The following is an 18,710-nucleotide window of genomic DNA, read 5'->3' as shown; positions in this document are numbered from 1 at the left end:
CCCCACCGCCCAGTTCAAGGGACCGAACCCATGGCCAAGAAGCCCGCCGCGAACCCCAGGCCCGCCGAGGCGAAACGCGCCCCGCGCACCGAGGCCAGCGCCACCGACCAGATCACGGAGTCCATCACCGGCGCCATCGTCGAACGCCGGCTGATGCCCGGCACGCGCCTGGTCGAGCAGCAGATCGCCGACGTGTTCTCGGTGTCGCGAACCATCGTTCGGCAGGCGCTCAACCAGCTCAGCCGCGACCGGCTGGTGACGCTGGAGCCGGCGCGCGGGGCCTTCGTGGCCATGCCCAGCATCGACGAGGCCCGCCAGGTGTTCCAGGTGCGCCGCCTGGTCGAAGGCGGCATGGTCCGCCAGCTGGCCGCCCAGGTCAGCGACGCGCAGATCGCCGAGTTGCGCATGCACCTGAAAGAAGAGCGCCAGGCCGTGGTGCGATCGGACGTGCCGGGGCGCACACGCCTGCTGGCGGACTTTCACGTGGTGCTGGCGCGCCTGCTGGGCAACGAGGTGCTGGCGGAGATGATCGCGGACCTGCTGTCGCGTTCGCAGCTGATCGCGCTGATGTACCAGTCCGGGCATTCGGCCGAGCACTCGCAGGCCGAGCACGTGGACATCGTCGAGGCCCTCGCCCGGCGCGACGGGCGCGCGGCCTCGCGCCTGATGGAGCAGCACATCACCAGCGTGGAGCGCAACCTGCAGCTCGACCCGCGCACGCCCGACCTGGCGGCCGTGCTGCGCCGGCGGGCCTGAGCGGCGGGCGGCAGAAGTTCTGCTTATCCGCGCATTAGAAATTTGCGCTTCAGTCGCGCGGCCTCGTTGCCCACAATGGGCCGGACTTCAACGAGACCGCCCCATGCAAAGACGACAACTGATCCACGCCATCGGCGCCGCCGCCCTCATGGGCGGGCGGCCCTCCTGGGCCCAGGAGGCCTATCCCGCGCGCGCCATCCAGGTGCTGGTGGGCTTTCCCGGCGGGGGTGCCATGGACGTCGCCACGCGCGTCGTCACCAACGCCCTGGCCGACGAGGGCCTCAAGCCACTGGCCATCATCAACAAGCCCGGCGCCTCCGCCACCATCGCCACCGGCCAGGTGGCGCGCGCGTCCGCCGACGGCTACACAGTGCTGCTGTCCACCTCGGCCAACCTCGGCATCGCGCCCTACCTGTACGCCCGGCTGCCCTACGACGCCGACAAGGAACTGGTGCCCGTGGCGCAGTTCGGCGTGGCGCAAAGCGTCATCTACGGCTCGCCCGCCCTGGGCACGCGCGACCTGAACGCGCTGCTGCGCCGCATCGCGGCCACACCGGGCCGCCTGAACTACGCCTCGCCCGGCAGCGGCACCACCGCGCACCTGGCTTTCGAGAGCCTCAAGGCCCAGCGCAAGCTCTTTATCGTGCACGTGCCTTTCCGGGGCAGCCCGGCGGCCATTACCTCGGTGCTCAGCGGCGAGCTGGACATCGGCATCGACGCCATCGGTCCCACGCTGAGCCACATCAAGGCCGGCAAGATCGTGCCGCTGGCGCAGACCGGCTCGAAGCGCTCGGCCTCCCTGCCCGATGTGCCGACGCTGGACGAGCTCGGCGTGCGCGGTATCCCCAGCGGCACCAACCTGGGCTTCATGATGCCCAGCGGCACGCCGGCGGCGGTGCTGTCCCAGTGGAGCGGCGCGATGAAGCGCGTGCTGGCCACGCCGGCCGTGGCCGAGCAGCTCGGCGCGGTGGGCGTGGACGTGGCCTACCGCGACGCGCGCGACTACGCCGCCACCATGGCCAGCGAGCAGAAGCTGTGGCAGGCCGCCGTCAAGTACTCGGGCGCGGCCGCCAGCTGAGAAGGTCCGCATGTCCGAACGCCTCTTCCGTTTCGCGGTCATCGCCGACAGCCACGTCAACCCCTCCGACGAAGACCTGATCTCGCCCTACGAGTCGCACCGGCTCACCAACGCGCGCCTCGCGCACACCGTCGAGGTGCTCAATGCCCTGGCGCCGGACTTCACGGTGCACGTGGGCGACATGATCCACCCCGTGCCCGAGGCCGTGTCCTACCCCGACGCGGTGGCGCGCTTCAAGGCGGCGGTGGGCCGGCTCAAGGCGCCCCTGCACCTGGTGCCCGGCAACCACGACGTGGGCGACAAGCGCGCGGACTACGTGCCCGCCGGCGAGATCTGCGAGCCCTACGTCGAGCTCTACCAGCGCCACTTCGGCGAGCACTTCTACGCCTTCGACCGGGGCGACTGCCACTTCGTGGTGATCAACACCTCGCTCATCAACTCGGGCCTGGACGCCGAGGCGCGGCAGGCCCGCTGGCTGGAGCAAGACCTGCAGGCCCACGCCGGTCGGCGCACGCTGCTCTTCGTGCACTACCCGCCCTTCATCGCCCGTGCCGACGAGCACGGCCACTACGACAACATCGACGAGCCCGGCCGCTCCTGGCTGCTGTCGCTGGTGGCGCGGCACCGGCTGGCGGCCGTGTTCACCGGCCACGTGCACAACTTCTTCTTCAACGAGCACGCGGGCACGCCGATCTTCTCGCTGCCGTCCACCGCCTTCGTGCGCGGCGACTACTCGGAGCTGTTCGCCGTGGGCCAGCCGAGCGAGCACGAGAACGGCCGCAACGACGTGTCCAAGCTCGGCGTGCTGGTGGTCGACGTGTACCCGGACCGGCTGGTGCCGCAGTTCATCCGTACTCAGGACCGGCCCGAGGGCGCCGCGCCCCAGGTGCAGCGCGACTGGCCCCAGCTGCCGCCCGCCGCCGCCGGGCGCGAACCCGGCCTGGGCCTGGACCTGCGCTACCACTGGGGCGAGCTGCACCAGATCCCCTACAGCAGCATGCTCGACGAGTTCCGCCGCAAGCAGGCGCGCAACGACTACCCCATCCTCGCGCTCTGGGAGATGGGCATTCGCGCGCTGCGCGTGCCGCTGGACGACCTGGCCGACCCGGCCTCGCGCGCGCGCATGCGGGCCCTGGCCGCGCTGGGCAGCCGCTTCACGGTCTTCCTGTTTGGCTGGCCCACGGACGAGCAGATCGAGCTGCTGCGCCAACACCAGGGCCTGCTGCGGGCGCTGGAGCTCATCGTGAAATGGCCGCTGGCGCCGGACCTCGGCGGGCGGCTCGGCGCGCTGCGCGCGCGGGTCGGTGTGCCGCTGCACCTCTCGCGCTTCTGGAGCGCCTCGGGCCAGTCGCGCGACGGCAAACAGATCAAGCTGCTGGTGGACCACGGCTTTGCGGGCCCGGCCGATCCGGCCGCGGAGGCGCTGCTCGAGGCCACGCGGGGCCAGGGCTTCGACGGCCTGGTGTTCCGCGTCGCGGCCGACACCGACGTCGACGAAGGCATCACCGGCGCCGCCGCCTTCGCGGCGCGCCACGGCCTGCGCGCGCAGGTGCACGTGCGGCTGGCGTCCGACAGCCCGGCCCAGGCGCGGACCGATGCGCAGGCCAACGGCGTGCGCGCGCTCGGCGCGGCCTTCACCAGCCGCGGCTGCCCGCAGGCCGACGTGTTCCTCGACACGCTCAGCGACGTCGACCGCGGCTACTTCCCGCGCGCCGGCCTGGTGGACCGCCGCTTCAACCCCAAGCGCGAAGGCCAGGCGCTGCGCAACCTGCACGGCGCGCTGAGCGAGCTGCCCGCGATGGACACACCGCGCTGGGTGCGCGACCCGCAGTTCCTGGTCGGCGCCGCGCGGATGGACCGGTCCCAACTGCTGCTGGTGCTGCCCCTGGGGGGCGCCGCGCTCATGCAGCTGCCCGACTGGCTGGACACGCAGGACCTTCGGGTGCGGCGCTGGCTGGACCTGGCGAGCGGCGAGGAGCGGCCCTGGCCCGCGTCGGACCCCGATACCGCGAAGGTGCTCGATGGCCCCTGCCTGATCGAGCTGGCGACCAGCCGCGTGGCCGAGCGCGCCCTGGCCTGAGGCGGCGCGCCCGCCGCGGGCGGACGCGGCCACCATAATCGGCCATGCCCACCCTTCGCCAGCTCAAGGCCCTGGCCCTCATCGGCCAGACCGGCAGCTTCACGCGCGCGGCCGAGAAGCTCTTCATCACGCAGTCGGCCGTGAGTTCGCTCATCCGCGAACTGGAGGAAGAGATCGGCATGCCCCTGGTGCAGCGCGGGCGGGTCATCAGCCTGACCGAGGCCGGCGAGCACCTGCAGCGCGCCGGCCAGCGCGCGGACCTGGAGATCGACCGCGCCCTGAAGGACCTGCGGCTGGGCGGGGCGGCGCAGCGCGTCGTGCTGCGCGTGGCGGCCGGTTCGCTCTCGTCGGCGGCGCTGCTGCCGCCGGCCATTGCCTGCCTGCAGGCCAGTGACCCGCAGCTGAAGATCGCGCTCTTCGACCGCCCCGTGGGCATGCTGGGCGACATGCTCCTGCAGGGCGAGGCCGACGTCGCCGTCGGCTCCATCGATTCGCCGCTGCGCCTGTCGGGCGAGCTGCGCTCCACGCTGCTGTTCGAGGACCGCATCGCCGTGGTGTGCGCGCGCGGCGGCGCACTGGACGAACAGGCCGAGCGGGCCGGCGGACTGGGCTGGAGCGACCTGCACCACACCGACCTGGTGCTGGTGGGCCGCACCGGCGGCCAATGGAACCTGCTGCTGCAGGACCAGCTCGCCGCGCACGAAGGCCTGGCCATCGGCTACGAGGTGCAACTGCTCTCCACCGCGCTGGAGCTGGTGCGCGCCCGGCTCGGCGTGGCCGTGCTGCCGCTGTACGCCACGCGCCACCTGGCCGAGCGGGACTTCTGCGTGGCGCCGCTGCTCAAGACCAGCGCGGGCTGGAGCACCTACTTCGTGACCCGCCAGGGACCGCCGGACGCGGCCAAGGCGGCCTCCATCGAACGCCTGCGGGAGGCGCTGCGCGCGCAGGCGCCCGCCAGGCCACAGCGCGCGCCGCGCGGCAAGGACTGAAGCCATGGACAGACGAACCCTTCTCCAGGCGCTGGGCGCCGCCTCCCTGGCCCGCGCGCCCCTGGCGCAGGCAGCGGACGAGGTGCCGCCACCGGCCGTCGGCACCGCCCTGGCGCTGCCCGACGCCCCGCTGTTCGATGGCAGCGCCTTCAAGGCCTCGGCGGCGCAAGGGCAGGTGGTGCTCGTCTACTGGTGGGCCAGCTGGTGCCCCTTCTGCGGCGCCACCAACCCCTTCATCCAGAAGCTGTGGGACGCGCAGCGCCCACGCGGCCTCTTGATGCTTGGCCTGGCGGTCGACAAGCGCATCGAGGACGCGCGCCAGTACATGGCGCGGCGGGGCTATACCTTCCCCACCGCGCACTACACGCCCGCCATCGAGCGCGTGATGCCCCGCCCGGGCAAGGCCATACCCGTCACCTGCGTGCGCGGTCGGGACGGGCGGGTCGTGATGTCGGAGGTCGGGCAGCTGTTCGAGGAAGACGTGCAGCAGATCGCCCGTTTCCTCTAGCGCGTCAGATGAAGCGCTGGCGCAGCCGCGCCGAGGCCAGGTCGATGAGGGACACCGTCACCACCAGGATCAGCAGCACCGCGCCGGTCTGCGCGTACTGGAAGCTGCGGATCACCTCGTACAGCACCACGCCGATGCCGCCGGCGCCGACCATGCCGACCACCGAGGCCGAGCGCACGTTCGATTCGAAACGGTAGAGCGTGAAGCCCATCCACAGCGGCAGCACCTGGGGGATCACGCCGTGAACGACCTCCACCAGCTTGTGCGCGCCGGTGGCGCGGATGCCCTCCACCGGGCGCGGGTCGATGGCCTCCACCGCCTCCGAGAACAGCTTGGCCAGCGTGCCCGTGGTGTGCACCGCCAGCGCCAGCACGCCGGCGAAGGGACCCAGGCCCACGGCGACGATGAACAGCATGGCGAACACCATCTCGTTGATCGCGCGGCAGGCGTCCATGAGGCGGCGCATGGGCTGGTGCACCCAGGCCGGCGCGATGTTCGAAGCGCAGAGCAGGCCGGCCGGCACGGCGGCCAGCACCGCCAGCACCGTGCCCCAGACGGCGATGTGCAGGGTGACCAGCATCTCGCGGGCATAGATGCGCCAATCGTGGAAGTCCGGCGGGAAGAAGTCGCGCGCGTAGGTGGCGATGTTGCCGGCGTTGTCGACCAGGGCGAAGGGCTGGATCTCGGCGCCCCGCCACGACCAGCCGAGCAGCACCGCCACCGCCGCCCAGGCGGCCCAGGTGCCCGGGCCGGGCCGCTCGGCGGCGGCGCGCTGGCGCAACTGCGCGAGCGAGGCGGCGCTGGCGTTGATGGGGTGCGCGGCGCTCACGGCTGCAGCTGAGCGAGCTTGGCGTCGATCTCGGCCAGGGCCTTGGCCTTGGCGCCGGCGTCCAGCGCGGCGTCGTTCTCGACCTTGTTGCGGTCCTTGTACAGCTCCAGCTGGCGGGTGGGGATCAGCTGCGCGTTGGTCGAGGCGCGGAAGCCGCCGTAGTTGTAGATGTTCTTGAGGATCGCCTTCTCCTGCTCGTCGGACTTGGCGTAGTTGACGACGAAGTTCGCCAGCTTGGCCTTGACGGCCGGGTCGAGGTCCTTGCGCCAGACGAAGGGGTCGCTGGCGATCAGCGGGCTTTCCCAGATCACGCGCAGCTGCGCGAGCAGCTCGGGCTTGTTGGCGCGCAGCTTTTCGATCTCTTCGGTGTTGTTGGTGGCCACGTCCACCTGTTTGGCCAGCACGGCCTGGATGTTGGCGCCGTGGCTGGCGTTGCGGATGGTCTTGAAGCGGGTGCGGTAGTCCACCTTGTTCTGGGCGAACACATAGAAGGTGGGCACCAGGAAGCCGGAGGTGGAGTTCGGGTCGCCGATGCCGAAGTTGATGGACTTCGAGTGCTTGAAGACGTCGTCGAGTGACCGGTACGGGCTGTCCTTGTGCGTGATGAGCAGCGCCTTGTAGCCGAAGCTGCCGTCGGCGAACATGACCTGCGCGAACACCTCGCCGTTGGCGCGGTCCACCGCCTCCATGGCCGACTTGTTGCCGAACCAGGCCACCTGCACCTTGTTGAAGCGCATGGCCTCGATGACGCCGGCGTAGTCGGGCGCGTAGAAGGATTTGACCGTCAGGCCGGTCTTCTTCTCCATGTCGCGGAAGAAAGGCTCCCAGCGCTCGCGCTGGGTCGAGGCGGTGTCGGTGGCGATGATGCCGAAGTTGATCTCCTGCGCGTGCAGCGTGGCGCTGCTGGCGATCAGGGTGGCGGCGAAGGCGAAGAGGGCTTTGTGTTTGAACATGGTGGTGGCTTTGGCGAAGGGAAACGGAAGGGCCGCGCGGGGACCGGTTCAGGCGGCCAGCGCGAGCGGCGGCGCTTCGGCGGCCGCGGCCGAGAAGCCGGGGCCGTCGTGCAGCAGCTCGTCGGCCGCGGTGCCGTACAGCTGCTGCAGGAAGCTGGGGGTGAGGGCTGCGCTGGGGCCGTCGTAGACCAGTTCGCCGTCGCGCAGCGCCAGCACGCGGTGGCAGTAGCGGCGCGCCAGGCTGACCTGGTGCAGGCTGACGATCAGCGTGAGCCCGGCGTCGCGGTTGAGGGTGGCGAGCTGCTCCATCACGCGCAGGGTGGATTGCGGGTCCAGCGAGGCCACCGGTTCGTCGGCCAGCACCAGTTCGGCGCCCTGCACCAGCACGCGGGCGATGGCGGCGCGCTGCTGCTGGCCGCCGGACAGCGTGGACGCGCGCTGGAAGGCCTGGGGCGCCAGGCCGATGGTGTCCAGCGCGTCGAGCGCGCGGGCCCGCTGCGCCAGCGTGTAGCGGCCGAGCAGGCCGCGCCACAGCGGCGCGTCGGCGGCCAGGCCGGTGAGCACGTTGTTCATCACGCCCAGGCGGCCCACCAGGTTGAACTGCTGGAAGATGACGCCGATGCGCCGGCGCAGGGCGCGGATCCGCGGGCTGTTGCGGCCGCCCTCCTGCAGCGCCTGGCCGAAGACCTCGATGCGGCCGGTGCCGGGGTCGGTGGTCTCCAGCCCGCTCAGGCAGCGGATCAGCGTGGACTTGCCGGAGCCCGAGGCGCCGAGCAGGGCCACGCGCTCACCGCGGCGGACGTCGAAGGACACGCCGCGCAGGGCCGCGCGGGTGCCGTAGGTGCGGCGCAGGTCTTGCGCCCGAAGGACGGGATGGGTCATGGCGCGAGTCTTTCGAGCCCGCGTGACCGTTCCGTGACGCGGATGGTCTCAGGGGGCCATCCACGCCATTCAAATTTCTCCAGCCAGGTATTGAAGAAAGCTATGCATCACGCGCGACGGCCGCCCCGCGCGCGACAGGGACCGGGCCCTGCACCGGCGCGCGCTCAGCGCGGCAGCACCGGCCCATAGCGCTGAAGGAAGGCCTCGACCGCCGCGTGGAAGCGCTCCAGGTCCGCGTCGGTGAGCGGCAGCGACAGCACGGTGAAGCCGCGCCGCGCCAGGTAGAAGCCCTGTTCGAGCATGTGGAAGAAGAACAGGTCCTTGACGAAACGCTCGCCGGCGGGGACGTCGTCCACGCAGCGGATCGCGGCGCCTGTGCCGTGCAGGTTCATGAGCGAGCCCAGGCCGGTGAACTGCAGCGCCAGGCCGTGCGCCCGGCAGCTGGCGTTGAGGCGCTCGCGCAGCGCGTCGCCGCGCGCGTTGAGGGCCAGGGCCGCCTCGGGCGTGTAGACGCGGCTCAGGCCCGCGATGCCGGCCGACATGCTCAGCACGTTGTTGTTGAAGGTGCCCGCGTGGCCCAGGTGGCCCGGCGCGCGCGGGTCGAACATCGCCATCACGTCCGCGCGGCCGCCGAAGGCGCCGAAGGACATGCCGCCGCCGATGTACTTGCCCAGGGTGGTCAGGTCGGGCCGGATGCCCAGCTGGGCCTGCCGGCCGCCGGGCGCCAGGCGCGAGGTCATGACCTCGTCGAAGACGAGCAGGGCGCCGGCCTCGCTGGCCAGTCGGCGCAGTTCGTGCAGGAAGCCGGGCTCGCCGACGATGCAGCCGCCCGCGCCCTGCAGGGGCTCGACCACGATGGCGGCGAGATCGGCCGCGTGCTCCTTCACCAGGGCCGCGGCGCCGGCGCTGTCGTTGTAGGTGCCGATCACGAAGGGGAAGGGCACGTTCACCGGCGAAGGCCCGGCCGCGAAGGTGAGCACGCCGCCGTGGTACGCGCCCTTGAACACCATCACCTGGCGCCGGCCGGTGAAGTGCCGGGCGGCGGTGATGGCCAGCAGGTTGGCCTCGGTGCCCGAGTTGGTGAAGCGCAGGCGCTCCAGCGAGGGGAAGCGCTGCGTCACCAGGCGCGCGAGTTCGGCTTCGAGCAGGTTGTGGCCGGTGAGGTTGATGCCGCCGTCCAGCGCGGCATCGATGGCGGCGCGGATCACGGGGTGGCTGTGGCCGTACAGGCCGGCGGTGAACTCGCCGAGGAAATCGGTGTATTCGTGGCCGTCCGCGTCCCACAGGCGCGCGCCCTCGCCGCGTGCGATGGCCAGGGGGAAGGGGTCGTAGAACAGCACCGAGCGGGTGTTGCCGCCGGGCATGACCTCGGTGGCGGCCTGGTAGCGGGCCAGGCTTTCGGGGTGGCGCGCCGCGTAGGCCTCGCGCAGCCGGTCCAGTTCGGTGTCCAGGTTCATGGGGTGTGCTCCAGTCGGTTGGCGTAGGCCACGAAGAAGTCGAGGCTGGCCGGGTTCTGCATCGCGTCGGGGCTGGCCACCTTGTCGGGCGCGGCGCCCAGCAGCAGCTTGCGCACCGGCACCTCCATCTTCTTGCCGCTCAGCGTGCGCGGGATGTCGTCGACCTGCACCACCTCGTTGGGCACGTGACGCGACGAGGCCTTGCGGCGGATCTGTTCCGTGATGCGCTGGCGCAGGGCGTCGTCCAGCGTGAGGCCGGGCTGCAGCACCACGAACAGCGGCATGAAGGACGGGCGACCCAGGTACTCCAGGTCCACCACCAGGCTGTCGCGCACCTCGGGCAGTTCCTCCACCACGCGGTAGATCTCGGCCGTGCCCATGCGGATGCCGAAGCGGTTGATGGTGCTGTCCGATCGGCCGTAGATGACCGAGGTGTGGCGCGGCGTGAAGCGGATCCAGTCGCCGTGCCGCCAGACCCCGGGGAAGGTCTCGAAGTAGCTCTCGCGGTAGCGGCGGTCGTCCGCGTCGTTCCAGAAGCGCACCGGCATCGAGGGCATGGGCTGGGTGATCACCAGTTCGCCCACCTCGTCCACCACGGGCTGGCCCGCGTCGTTGAAGGCATGGGCCGCCACGCCCAGTTCGGCGCATTGGATCTCGCCCGCGTGCACCGGCAGCGAGGGCGCGCAGGCCACGAAGCCCGAGGCGATGTCGGTGCCGCCGCTGATCGAGGCCAGCCACAGGTCGGGCTTGATTGCCTCGTAGGCCCAGTGGTACGCGTCCACCGGCAGCGGCGAGCCGGTGACGTTGATGGCGCGCAGGTGCTTGAGCGGGCCGATGTCGCGCGGGCGCAGGCCGTCCTTCTTGGCGGCGATGAGGTAGGCCGCGCCGCAGCCGAGCAGGGACACCTGGCGCTCGTCGATGAAGCGCCACAGCGCGCCCGGGTCCGGCCAGTTGGGGTTGCCGTCGTAGAGCACGATGCTCGCGCCGGTGAACAGGGCACCGACCTGGAAGTTCCAGACGATCCAGCCGGTGCTGCCCAGGAACAGCAGGCGGTCGCCGGGCCGCAGGTCGTGCTGCAGCGCGCAGGTCTTCAGGTGGGTGAGCACGATGCCACCGTGGCTGTGCACCATGGCCTTGGGCAGGCCGGTGGTGCCCGAGGAGTAGACGATCCACAGCGGGTGGTCGAAGGGCAGGCGTTCGTAGCGCGGCGGCGCCGGCGTGGCGATGCAGTCGGCCCAGGCCAGGCGGTCGCGCCAGGCCGGCGCGCCGCGCTGCGCCTGCAGCGGGCCGGGCACCTGCACCACGTGGCGCACGCTGGGCAGGGCGGCGAGCAGTTCGTCCACCTGCGGCACGCGGTCGTGCCGTTTGCCGTTGTAGCTGTAGCTGTCGGTGGCGAAGAGCAGCGTCGGTTCGATCTGGCGCAGGCGGTCCAGCACCACGGTGGGACCCATGTCCGGGGCGCAGCTGGACCAGATGGCGCCGATGCTTGCGCAGGCCAGGAAGGCCACCACGGTCTCGGTGCGGTTGGGCATGTAGCTGGCCACGCGGTCGCCGGGGCCGACGCCCAGTGCGCGCAGGCGCGCGGCCAGCGCCGCGGTGTCGCGCTCCAGTTCGGCCCAGGACACCTCGCGCCAGGGCGCGTCCTCGCTGCGCGCGAGCAGGGCGGGGCGTTCGGTGCTGGCCTGGCGGAAGATGTTCTCGGCGTAGTTCAGGCGGGTGTTCGGGAACCAGGTCGCGCCCGGCATCTCGCGCTGGCCGAGCACCGGCGTGAGCGGGCCTTCGCCCACCACGTCGAAGTAGCGCCAGATGGAGGCCCAGAAGTCCTCGATGTGATTCACCGACCAGCGCCAGAGCCCGTGGTAATCGGTGGTGCGCACGCCCTGATGCTCGGCCAGCCAGGCCTGGTAGTGCGCCAGCCGGCTGGCGGCGACCTGTTCGGCCGAAGGGGTCCACAGGAGTTGGCCGTAGCCGTCGGGGTGGGGGTCTGCTTGCATGGGGCCATTCTGGGCAGCCGCGGGTATCCTCACAGTTCACCCGATGACAGTTCAGCCAAGGGTTTTCCCTTGAATTCGCGCCGCTCCAAAGCCCCTTCGCCCACGCTCGACGGCCTGCTGGCCCAGTCGCCGTGGTTCCGCGCGCTGCCGCCGGCCGTGCAGGCCGGGGTGCGCGGCGACCTGATCGAGGTGGTGGTGCCCCTGGGCGAGTCGCTCGGGCGCCGCGGCGATCTGCCCGGCCACTGGTACGGCGTGATCGACGGGCTCTTCAAATGGTCGGTGTCGAGCGCCGATGGCCGCAGCGTCTCGCTGGGCGGGCAGCTCGGCGGCAGCTGGTTCGGCGAAGGCACGCTGATCCGCCAGAAGCCCCGCAACGCGGACGTGGTGGCCCTGCGCGACAGCCGCGTTGCGCTGATGCCGCTGGACACCTTCCTGGCGCTGCGCGACACGCAGCCCGCGTTCAACGAGTTCCTGCTGCGCCAGATCAACGAGCGCCTGCACTGGTTCATGGGCAAGCACGCGGACCACAGCCTGCTCGACGCCGACGCCCAGGTGGCGCGCGCCCTGTGCGGCCTGCTGCACCCGCTGCACAACCCCAGCGAATCGCCGCAGCTGCGCCTGTCGCAGGAAGAGCTGGCCAGCATGGCCTCGTTGTCGCGGCCGCGCTGCAACCAGGCGCTGAGCCGGATGCGCGCGCAGGGCTGGATCCGCACCGGCTACGGCGGCATCACGCTGCTGAACGTGGACGCGCTGCTCGACATGGGCAGCTGAGAGGCCGGCGGCCCGCCCGGCCTCAGGCCGGATCGAAGCCTTCCACGCCCGCCATCACCTCGCACAACACGTCGATGAAGGCGTTGATGCGGGCGGGCCGGAAGCGGCCGGCGACGGACACCGCCTCGATGGCGATGGGCTCGAGCTCCCACTTGGGCAAGATGCGCTTGACCCGGCCGCTGGCGATGTCCGGGCCGCACAGCCAGCGCGCGCTCGCCGCGATGCCCAGGCCCTCGAGCATGGCGCGGTAGCTGGCCAGCAGGCCGTCGGTGGTGAAGGGGGTGCGGATCGGCACGGTGCGGCGCTCGGTCTGGTCCTGCGTGTGCATGGGCAGGCGGTCCATCACGTAGGGAATCAGTCCCACGAAGGGCAGGGACGACAGGTCTTCCGGCGTGCGGACGCGGTGCCGCGCCGCGAAGGCCGTCGAGGCCACGAGCACGCGCCGCATGCGACCGATGGGTCGCACGTGCAGCGACTGGTCGGCGCTGCTGCCGACGCGGATCCAGCAGTCGCAGGCCTGGCCCACGATGTCCACCGGTCGGTCGGTGAGCCGCAGCTCCACCTCCACCTGCGGGTAGCGTTCGCGGAACAGGCGGACGGCGTCCATCAGGAAGGCGTGCCCGTAGGCGTGTGGTCCGATCAGCGACAGCTTGCCCTTGGGCAGGCCGGCGCTGACCTTCAGCGCGTCTTCCCACTCGTTCCAGGCGTCGGCCCAGGCCACGGCGCGGCGCTGCAGTTCCTCGCCTTCGGCCGTGAGGTCGAAGCGGTGCGTGGAGCGCGTGGCCAGGCGCGCGTTGAGCAGCTGTTCCAGGTCGCGCAGACGCCGGCTCACGGTGGGCTGCGTGGTGCCCAGCGCGCGCGCGGCGGCCGACAGGCTGCGCCGCTCGGCCACGGCCAGGAAGGTGGTGATGAGCTGCAGGCGATCGAGTTTGGCCGTCATACGTGTGGCGTATCAAGCTTATCGGGGTCGGCATACTACTCGGCCGCGGGCCTTTGCCAAATACTGCGCGGACCCATTTCCCACCCCACAGGTCCGCCCATGAAACTGTCCCGGTTCCTTCTTTGCTCCGCCCTGACGGCGCTGGCCGCGCTGCCCGCGATCGGCCACGCGCAGGCCGCCAAGGCGCCACTGCGCCTGGTCGTCGGCTACACGGCCGGTGGCTCCTCCGATGCGCTCGCGCGCATGGTCGCGGAGAAGCTCAAGGACGAGCTCGGCACGGCCATCATCGTGGACAACCGCCCCGGCGCGGGCGGGCAGATCGCGGCCGAATACGTGCGCGCGTCGGCGCCCGATGGCAACACCATCCTGGTCGCCAACAGCCACATGATGGTGATGCTCCCGCTCACCACCAAGGGGGCGAAGTACAAGCCCGCCGAGGACTTCGCGCCCGTGGTGCGGCTCACCAGCTTCTTCGAGGCCCTGTCGGTGCCCAGCGGCGTGCCCGCGACCTCGATCGCCCAGTGGCTGGACCTGGCGCGCAAGAACCCGCAGGCCGGCAACTTCGGCGTGCCCGCGGCCGGCAGCGTGTCGCACTTCCTCGGCTACCGGCTCGGCCAGGACAACAAGGTCGACCTGCAGGCCATTCCCTACAAGGGCGCCGCGCCGCTGGTGCAGGACCTGCTGGGCGGCCAGATCCAGGCCGGCATCCTGCCCATCCTCGACGTCGCGCCGCACCACCAGGCCGGCAAGCTGCGCGTGCTGGCGGTGAACGGCGCCAAGCGCGCGCAGCTGTTGCCCACCGTGCCCACGCTGAAGGAGCTCGGCATCGCCGGCTTCGACACGCTGGAGTGGACCGCGCTGCTGGCGCCGGCCGGCACGCCAGCGGCGCTGGTGGAGCGGCTCAATGCCGCGACGCGCAAGGTGCTCGCCACGCCCGACATCCAGGAACGCCTGCTCAAGCTGGGCATGGAGGCCAACCCCAGCAGCCCCGCCGAACTCGGCCAGCTGCTGGCCAGCGACCTCGCGCAATGGGCGCCGGTGGTCAAGGCCTCGGGCTTCACCGCGGACTGACGCCGAGGTGAACATGCAGACAGCGACGGCCCGCCGCAGGGTGGGCGACACGCCGGCGGGCGGATCGGTTCTCGGCTTCTACGCGCCCAAGGGCACACCGCGCCCGCCGCGCGTGGCGCGCGCCGAAGGGGTGTTCCTGTGGGACGAGGATGGCCGCCGCTACCTCGACGCCACCTCGGGCGCCGTGGTCACCAACATCGGCCATGGCAACCCTGCGGTGCTGCAGGCCATGCAGGCGCAGGCGCGCAAGGTCACCTTCGCCTACCCGCGCTTCTTCGAGAGCGAAGACAGCATTGCGCTGGCCGACCGCGTGTGCGCGCTCGCGGGCCCGGGCCTGGACCGCGCGTTTTTCGTCTCGGGGGGCTCGGAGGCCAACGAGTCGGCGCTCAAGCTCGCGCGCCAGTACGCGGTGGTCAGCGGCCAGCCCGGGCGCTGGAAAGTGATCTCGCGCAACCCCAGCTACCACGGCGCCACGCTGGGCGCGCTCACCGTCACCGGCGACGCCAGCGCGCACGCGCTCTACGGCCCGATGCTGCGCGCCCAACCCAAGGTGGCGGCGCCGCTGTCCTACCGCGTGCCGGACGGCCACAGCGTCGAGTCTTTCGAGGCGGCCTGCGCGCAAGCGTTGGAAGACACCATCGTGCGCGAAGGCGCCGACAGCGTGCTCGCCTTCATCCTGGAGCCCATCGGCGGCCTGTCCACCGGCGCGGTGGTCTCCTCGCCGGCCTACTTCCGCGCCGTGCGCGAGATCTGCGACCGCCACGGCGTGCTGCTGGTGTTCGACGAGATCATGTCGGGCGCCGGCCGCACCGGCCGCTTCCTGGCCGCGCACCACTGGCCCGACGCGCGGCCCGACCTGGTCACGCTGGCCAAGGGCCTGGCCGCGGGCTACACACCGCTTGGCGCGGTGCTCGCGCCCGAGCGCATCGTCGACGCGGTCGCCGCGAGTGGCGGCTTCGTGCACGGCCACACCTATTTCACCAACCCACTGTCCTGCGCCGTGGCCAACGCGGTGCTTGACGAGGTGGTGCGCCAGGACCTGGTGGCGCGCGCGCAGGCCGCGGGCGCCTACCTGAAGGACCGGCTGCATGCGCTGGCGGCGCGCTCCCCGCTGGTGGGCGACGTGCGCGGCCTCGGGCTGCTGGGCGCGATCGAGCTGGTGGCGGACAAGGCCAGCCGCCGGGCGCTGCCGGTGGACTTCAACGCCCCCGCGCGCCTCACGGAGCACGGTCTGCGCCATGGCATTGCGCTCTACAACCGGCGCGCCAACCGCGGCGAGTTCGGCGACTTCCAGATGATCACGCCGCCGCTGACCGCCAGCGACGCCGAACTCGACCTGCTGGTGGAGTTGCTGGAGCGCGCGTTGGCCGACCTGCACGACGAGGTGCGCGGGCGGGGCCTCGCTTGAGCGCGGGCATCCCGCCGCACCGGGCCATCGCGTTGCCCGGCCTGCACGCCTATGCCAGCGCCGTCAGCGTGGCGGCCGGCGAGGCCATCGGCTTTCACGTGAGCAGTTCGGTGCCCTACCGCTTTTCCTTCTGTGCGCTGGGGCCCGACGCCGACGACGCCTCGCGCGACCCGGTGCTGCACGCCGGGGGTGAGCACCCGGCGCGGGTCCAGGCCATCCACCCCGGCTCCTACGTGCACATCGAGCGCGGTCTGCCCGAGGGCGCGCTCGAGGCGCTCACCCTGGAGTGCTGGCTCATGCCCTGGGGCTTCGGCGAGCGCCAGGCCGTGATCGCGCAATGCGACGACGAGGTCGCCGACGAAGGCGTCGGCCTGTTCATCGAGGCCGACGGCACGCTCGTGCTGCGGCTGGGGCGTTCGCGGCTCAGCGGGCCGGTCCTGGCGCCGCGCCGTTGGGCGCACCTGGTGGCCGTGCTGCACCAGGGCCACCTGTCGCTGTGGATCGACGGCCGCCGGGTGGCGCAGGGCGCGGCGGGCCCAGGTCGGCCGGGCCGCGCTGCGCTGCGCCTGGGCGCAGCGTCGGCGGGGGGCGTGGCCACGCACTTTCTGGACGCGGACCTCGTGATGCCGGCGCTCTACGGCCGCGCGCTCGGCGCCGCCGAGATCGCCCAGCGCTGCGCGCAGCGCGGCCAGCAGGCCGCGCAAGGCCCCGGCCTGCTGGCCTGCTGGCCCTTGAGCGAGCAGCGCGGCGAGCGCATCGCCGACGCCAGCGGGCAGGGCCGCCACGGCCGCCTCATCAACCACGGCACCTGGATGATCGTCGGCCCGGCCTTCGACCCCGCGCGGGTGCCGCGCTTTTCGCGCCGCGAAGGCGAGTACGCCGCCGCCAGCGACCGCCTGCGTGGCCACGGCCTTCGCTTGGCGAGCGACGACCTCGTGGATTGCCGCTGGGCCGAATCGCACCGCGTGACGGTGCCGCGCGGGGCGAAGCCCGGCATCCACGTGGGCCGCTTCGAATGCGAAGTGGACGGCCGGCCCGTGCGCTACGACGTGAGCGTCGTCGTGCGGCCAGCCGCCGATGCCGCGCCCGCGCCGCTGCTGGTGCTGTGCGCGACCAACAGCTGGCGCGCCTACGCCGCCTCGCCGTTCGCGCGCAACGTGTCGGGCCCGGCGCACTGGCCACGCCGCGCCGCGCCGCTGCCCAACAGCCACCCCGACGCCCCCGAGTACAACCACTACACGCCCCACCGCAAGGGCCAGCCCACCTACTACGCCGGCCTGCGCCTGCCCTGGCCCAACGCCGCGCCCGACGCCTTCTACGCGCCCGAAGGCAGCGGCTTCAGCCAGGGCCCGCGCCTGGAGCGCTGCCTGCACCGCTGGCTCGACGCGCAGGGCTACGCGTACGACGTGGTGAGCGACCTCGACCTGCACCGCGACCCCGGCCTGCTGCGCCGCTACCGCAGCGTGGTCATCAACGGCCACAGCGAGTACTGGTCGGCGCCGGCCTTCGAGGGGCTGGACGCCTACCTGCGCGGGGGCGGCAGCGCGGTGGTGCTGTCGGGCAACTCCCTGTACTGGCGCGTGAGCTTCGACGAAGACGCCACGGTGATGGAGCAGCGCAAAACGCTGACGCCCGCCGACGACCACGAGGCGGCGCTGGACAAACACGCGGCGCCCGGCGGCGTGCACGGCGAGCAATACCACAGCCAGGACGGCGAGCGCGGCGGGCTCTGGCGCTTCAACGACCGCTCGTGCAGCGATCTGATCGGCCTGGAAACCGCGGGCTGGGCCTTCGCCGACGCCGCGGATTTTGGTGTCTACCGCGTGCGCGACGCCGGCCACTTCCTGTTCCACCGGCCGCACGAGACCGGCCTGCGCGCCGGCGACAGCTTCGGCCACGGGCCCGGCGGCGCCCTGCCACGCGCCATCGGCCACGAGTGGGACCTGAGCATCGCCACGCTGCGCCGCATGACCCACCACATCCCGCGGGGCGCCGAGCTGCCGCGCGATCATCCCGGCCTGCAGGTGCTCGCCGAAGGCGTGCGCCGCGTGCCGGGCCGGCTGGACGCCTACCTCGACTTCTTCGAGGGCGCCACGCAGTCGCTCGACGGCCTGTCCGCCGAGATGGTCTACTGGGAGCGCCCCCAGGGCGGCCGCGTGTTCAATGCCGGGGCCGTGGGGGCCAGCTGGGTGCTGGGGGCCGATGAGGCGTTCGGTGCCTTGCTGCGCAATGTGCTTCACCACTTTGGAGTCGAGCCCGCATGAACCCAGCCACGCTCCTGGTCGAGGTCCACGACGGCGTCATGGCGCTCACGCTCAACCGCCCCGAGAAACGCAACGCCATCGACAACGACCTCGCGCGCGCGCTGCTGGCGGCGATCGCGCTGGCCGAGCGCGACGACACGGTGCGCGTGCTGCTGCTGCGGGGCGCCGGACCGGCGTTCTGCGCGGGGCGCGACATGGGCGCGCCGCCGACGGAGGACGACCTGAGGCTGGTGCAGGCCGTGGCGCAGGCCCTGGTGTCCCTGCCCAAGCCGGTGGTGGCCGCCGTGCAGGGCTGGGCTGTTGGTGCGGGCCTGGAGTGGGCGCTCGACGCCGACGTGGTGATCGCCGCCGAGGGCGCGCGGTTCAAGCTGCCCGAGGCCTCGCTGGGCGTGTTCGTCACCGGCGGTCTCACGGCCACGCTGCCCGCGGCCGTGGGGCTGGCGCGCGCCAAGGGGTTGATGCTGCTTGGCGAGCCGATCGGCGCCGCGCAGGCCCAGGCCTGGGGCCTGGTGTGGCAGGTGGTGGCCGACGACGCGCTCGACGCCTCGGCGCGGCGGGTGTGCGCGCGTCTCGCGCAACTGGCGCCCGAGGTGGCCGGGCGCTTCAAGAAGGTGCTCAACGAATTGGGCCTGGCCCACTTCCAGCGCGCGATCGAGGCGGAAAACGCGGCGCAGCGCGGGCTGCCACCCTGACAAGAAAAAAGGCCTTGCGGAGCAAGGCCTTTTTCAGT

At 72.0% G+C, this 18,710-nt stretch carries 16 protein-coding genes; 10 read left to right on the top strand and 6 right to left on the bottom strand.

The features are described 5' to 3' along the window. Positions 1–30: 30 nt before the first annotated feature. The 5 genes from BHU06_RS08915 to BHU06_RS08895 all read left to right on the top strand — a co-directional run bounded on the left by BHU06_RS08915 (position 31) and on the right by BHU06_RS08895 (position 5,411). Entirely contained in the window at positions 31–756 is a 726-nt protein-coding gene (locus BHU06_RS08915) for a GntR family transcriptional regulator (protein WP_070398831.1), read from the top strand. Between the two features lie 103 nt (positions 757–859). Then, complete coding sequence (locus tag BHU06_RS08910) at positions 860–1,834, top strand: tripartite tricarboxylate transporter substrate binding protein (protein ID WP_070398830.1); 975 nt, start codon at positions 860–862, stop codon at positions 1,832–1,834. Between the two features lie 10 nt (positions 1,835–1,844). Beyond that, the gene (locus BHU06_RS08905) at positions 1,845–3,914 is read left to right on the top strand and encodes a metallophosphoesterase (RefSeq protein WP_070398829.1); all 2,070 of its coding nucleotides are present in this window, start codon (positions 1,845–1,847) and stop codon (positions 3,912–3,914) included. Between the two features lie 44 nt (positions 3,915–3,958). Further along, complete coding sequence (locus BHU06_RS08900) at positions 3,959–4,903, top strand: LysR family transcriptional regulator (RefSeq protein ID WP_070398828.1); 945 nt, start codon at positions 3,959–3,961, stop codon at positions 4,901–4,903. 4 nt (positions 4,904–4,907) lie between these two features. After that, positions 4,908–5,411, top strand: a complete 504-nt coding sequence (locus BHU06_RS08895) for a TlpA disulfide reductase family protein (RefSeq protein ID WP_070398827.1) — start codon at positions 4,908–4,910, stop codon at positions 5,409–5,411. Positions 5,412–5,415: 4 nt separating this feature from the next. Here BHU06_RS08895 and phnE read toward each other — a convergent pair whose 3' ends face one another. The 5 genes from phnE to BHU06_RS08870 all read right to left on the bottom strand — a co-directional run bounded on the left by phnE (position 5,416) and on the right by BHU06_RS08870 (position 11,526). Continuing rightward, positions 5,416–6,192, bottom strand: coding sequence for a phosphonate ABC transporter, permease protein PhnE (gene phnE, locus BHU06_RS08890; RefSeq protein WP_070399203.1), 777 nt, complete (start codon positions 6,190–6,192; stop codon positions 5,416–5,418). Between the two features lie 44 nt (positions 6,193–6,236). Further along, positions 6,237–7,193 (bottom strand): phosphonate ABC transporter substrate-binding protein, encoded by a 957-nt coding sequence (phnD, locus tag BHU06_RS08885; RefSeq protein WP_070398826.1) that lies wholly within the window; start codon positions 7,191–7,193, stop codon positions 6,237–6,239. Between the two features lie 48 nt (positions 7,194–7,241). After that, positions 7,242–8,075, bottom strand: coding sequence for a phosphonate ABC transporter ATP-binding protein (gene phnC / locus BHU06_RS08880; protein ID WP_070398825.1), 834 nt, complete (start codon positions 8,073–8,075; stop codon positions 7,242–7,244). 164 nt (positions 8,076–8,239) lie between these two features. Continuing rightward, the gene (locus tag BHU06_RS08875; RefSeq protein ID WP_070398824.1) at positions 8,240–9,532 is read right to left on the bottom strand and encodes an aspartate aminotransferase family protein; all 1,293 of its coding nucleotides are present in this window, start codon (positions 9,530–9,532) and stop codon (positions 8,240–8,242) included. After that, positions 9,529–11,526: an acetoacetate--CoA ligase gene (locus tag BHU06_RS08870; protein WP_070398823.1), complete on the bottom strand. Its 1,998-nt coding sequence runs from the start codon at positions 11,524–11,526 to the stop codon at positions 9,529–9,531. Before BHU06_RS08870 ends, BHU06_RS08875 begins: the two co-directional genes overlap by 4 nt. A 69-nt stretch (positions 11,527–11,595) precedes the next feature. On the opposite strand from BHU06_RS08870, the gene BHU06_RS08865 reads away from it, so the two are divergent. Then, on the top strand, positions 11,596–12,297 hold the full coding sequence (locus BHU06_RS08865) for a Crp/Fnr family transcriptional regulator (RefSeq protein WP_070398822.1): 702 nt from the start codon (positions 11,596–11,598) through the stop codon (positions 12,295–12,297). Positions 12,298–12,319: 22 nt separating this feature from the next. On the opposite strand, the gene BHU06_RS08860 is transcribed toward BHU06_RS08865, so the two are convergent. After that, positions 12,320–13,237, bottom strand: coding sequence for a LysR family transcriptional regulator (locus BHU06_RS08860; RefSeq protein ID WP_070398821.1), 918 nt, complete (start codon positions 13,235–13,237; stop codon positions 12,320–12,322). Positions 13,238–13,336: 99 nt separating this feature from the next. On the opposite strand from BHU06_RS08860, the gene BHU06_RS08855 reads away from it, so the two are divergent. From BHU06_RS08855 to BHU06_RS08840, 4 genes are read left to right on the top strand one after another with little or no spacing between them, the layout of a single operon-like run. After that, positions 13,337–14,308 carry a Bug family tripartite tricarboxylate transporter substrate binding protein gene (locus BHU06_RS08855; protein WP_070398820.1) on the top strand — a complete coding sequence of 324 codons (972 nt, stop codon included), beginning with the start codon at positions 13,337–13,339 and terminating at the stop codon, positions 14,306–14,308. Between the two features lie 13 nt (positions 14,309–14,321). Beyond that, positions 14,322–15,716 (top strand): aspartate aminotransferase family protein, encoded by a 1,395-nt coding sequence (locus BHU06_RS08850; RefSeq protein WP_083293131.1) that lies wholly within the window; start codon positions 14,322–14,324, stop codon positions 15,714–15,716. Next, entirely contained in the window at positions 15,713–17,980 is a 2,268-nt protein-coding gene (locus BHU06_RS08845; RefSeq protein ID WP_070398818.1) for a LamG domain-containing protein, read from the top strand. Before BHU06_RS08850 ends, BHU06_RS08845 begins: the two co-directional genes overlap by 4 nt. Beyond that, positions 17,977–18,672, top strand: coding sequence for an enoyl-CoA hydratase/isomerase family protein (locus BHU06_RS08840; protein WP_070398817.1), 696 nt, complete (start codon positions 17,977–17,979; stop codon positions 18,670–18,672). Before BHU06_RS08845 ends, BHU06_RS08840 begins: the two co-directional genes overlap by 4 nt. Positions 18,673–18,710: the final 38 nt, after the last annotated feature.

The sequence above is a fragment of the Hydrogenophaga sp. PML113 genome, assembly GCF_001777155.1.
GTDB lineage: Bacteria > Pseudomonadota > Gammaproteobacteria > Burkholderiales > Burkholderiaceae_C > Hydrogenophaga > Hydrogenophaga borbori.
Note: the sequence above shows the minus strand (reverse complement) of the source record. Positions and strands in the feature narration are given on the sequence as shown.

Coding starts and splice junctions, on each gene's coding strand:
- BHU06_RS08915 (WP_070398831.1), top strand. CDS start 31: ATGGCCAAGAAGCCCGCCGCGAACCCCAGGCCCGCCGAGGCGAAACGC.
- BHU06_RS08910 (WP_070398830.1), top strand. CDS start 860: ATGCAAAGACGACAACTGATCCACGCCATCGGCGCCGCCGCCCTCATG.
- BHU06_RS08905 (WP_070398829.1), top strand. CDS start 1,845: ATGTCCGAACGCCTCTTCCGTTTCGCGGTCATCGCCGACAGCCACGTC.
- BHU06_RS08900 (WP_070398828.1), top strand. CDS start 3,959: ATGCCCACCCTTCGCCAGCTCAAGGCCCTGGCCCTCATCGGCCAGACC.
- BHU06_RS08895 (WP_070398827.1), top strand. CDS start 4,908: ATGGACAGACGAACCCTTCTCCAGGCGCTGGGCGCCGCCTCCCTGGCC.
- phnD (WP_070398826.1), bottom strand. CDS start 7,193: ATGTTCAAACACAAAGCCCTCTTCGCCTTCGCCGCCACCCTGATCGCC.
- phnC (WP_070398825.1), bottom strand. CDS start 8,075: ATGACCCATCCCGTCCTTCGGGCGCAAGACCTGCGCCGCACCTACGGC.
- BHU06_RS08875 (WP_070398824.1), bottom strand. CDS start 9,532: ATGAACCTGGACACCGAACTGGACCGGCTGCGCGAGGCCTACGCGGCG.
- BHU06_RS08870 (WP_070398823.1), bottom strand. CDS start 11,526: ATGCAAGCAGACCCCCACCCCGACGGCTACGGCCAACTCCTGTGGACC.
- BHU06_RS08860 (WP_070398821.1), bottom strand. CDS start 13,237: ATGACGGCCAAACTCGATCGCCTGCAGCTCATCACCACCTTCCTGGCC.
- BHU06_RS08855 (WP_070398820.1), top strand. CDS start 13,337: ATGAAACTGTCCCGGTTCCTTCTTTGCTCCGCCCTGACGGCGCTGGCC.
- BHU06_RS08850 (WP_083293131.1), top strand. CDS start 14,322: ATGCAGACAGCGACGGCCCGCCGCAGGGTGGGCGACACGCCGGCGGGC.
- BHU06_RS08840 (WP_070398817.1), top strand. CDS start 17,977: ATGAACCCAGCCACGCTCCTGGTCGAGGTCCACGACGGCGTCATGGCG.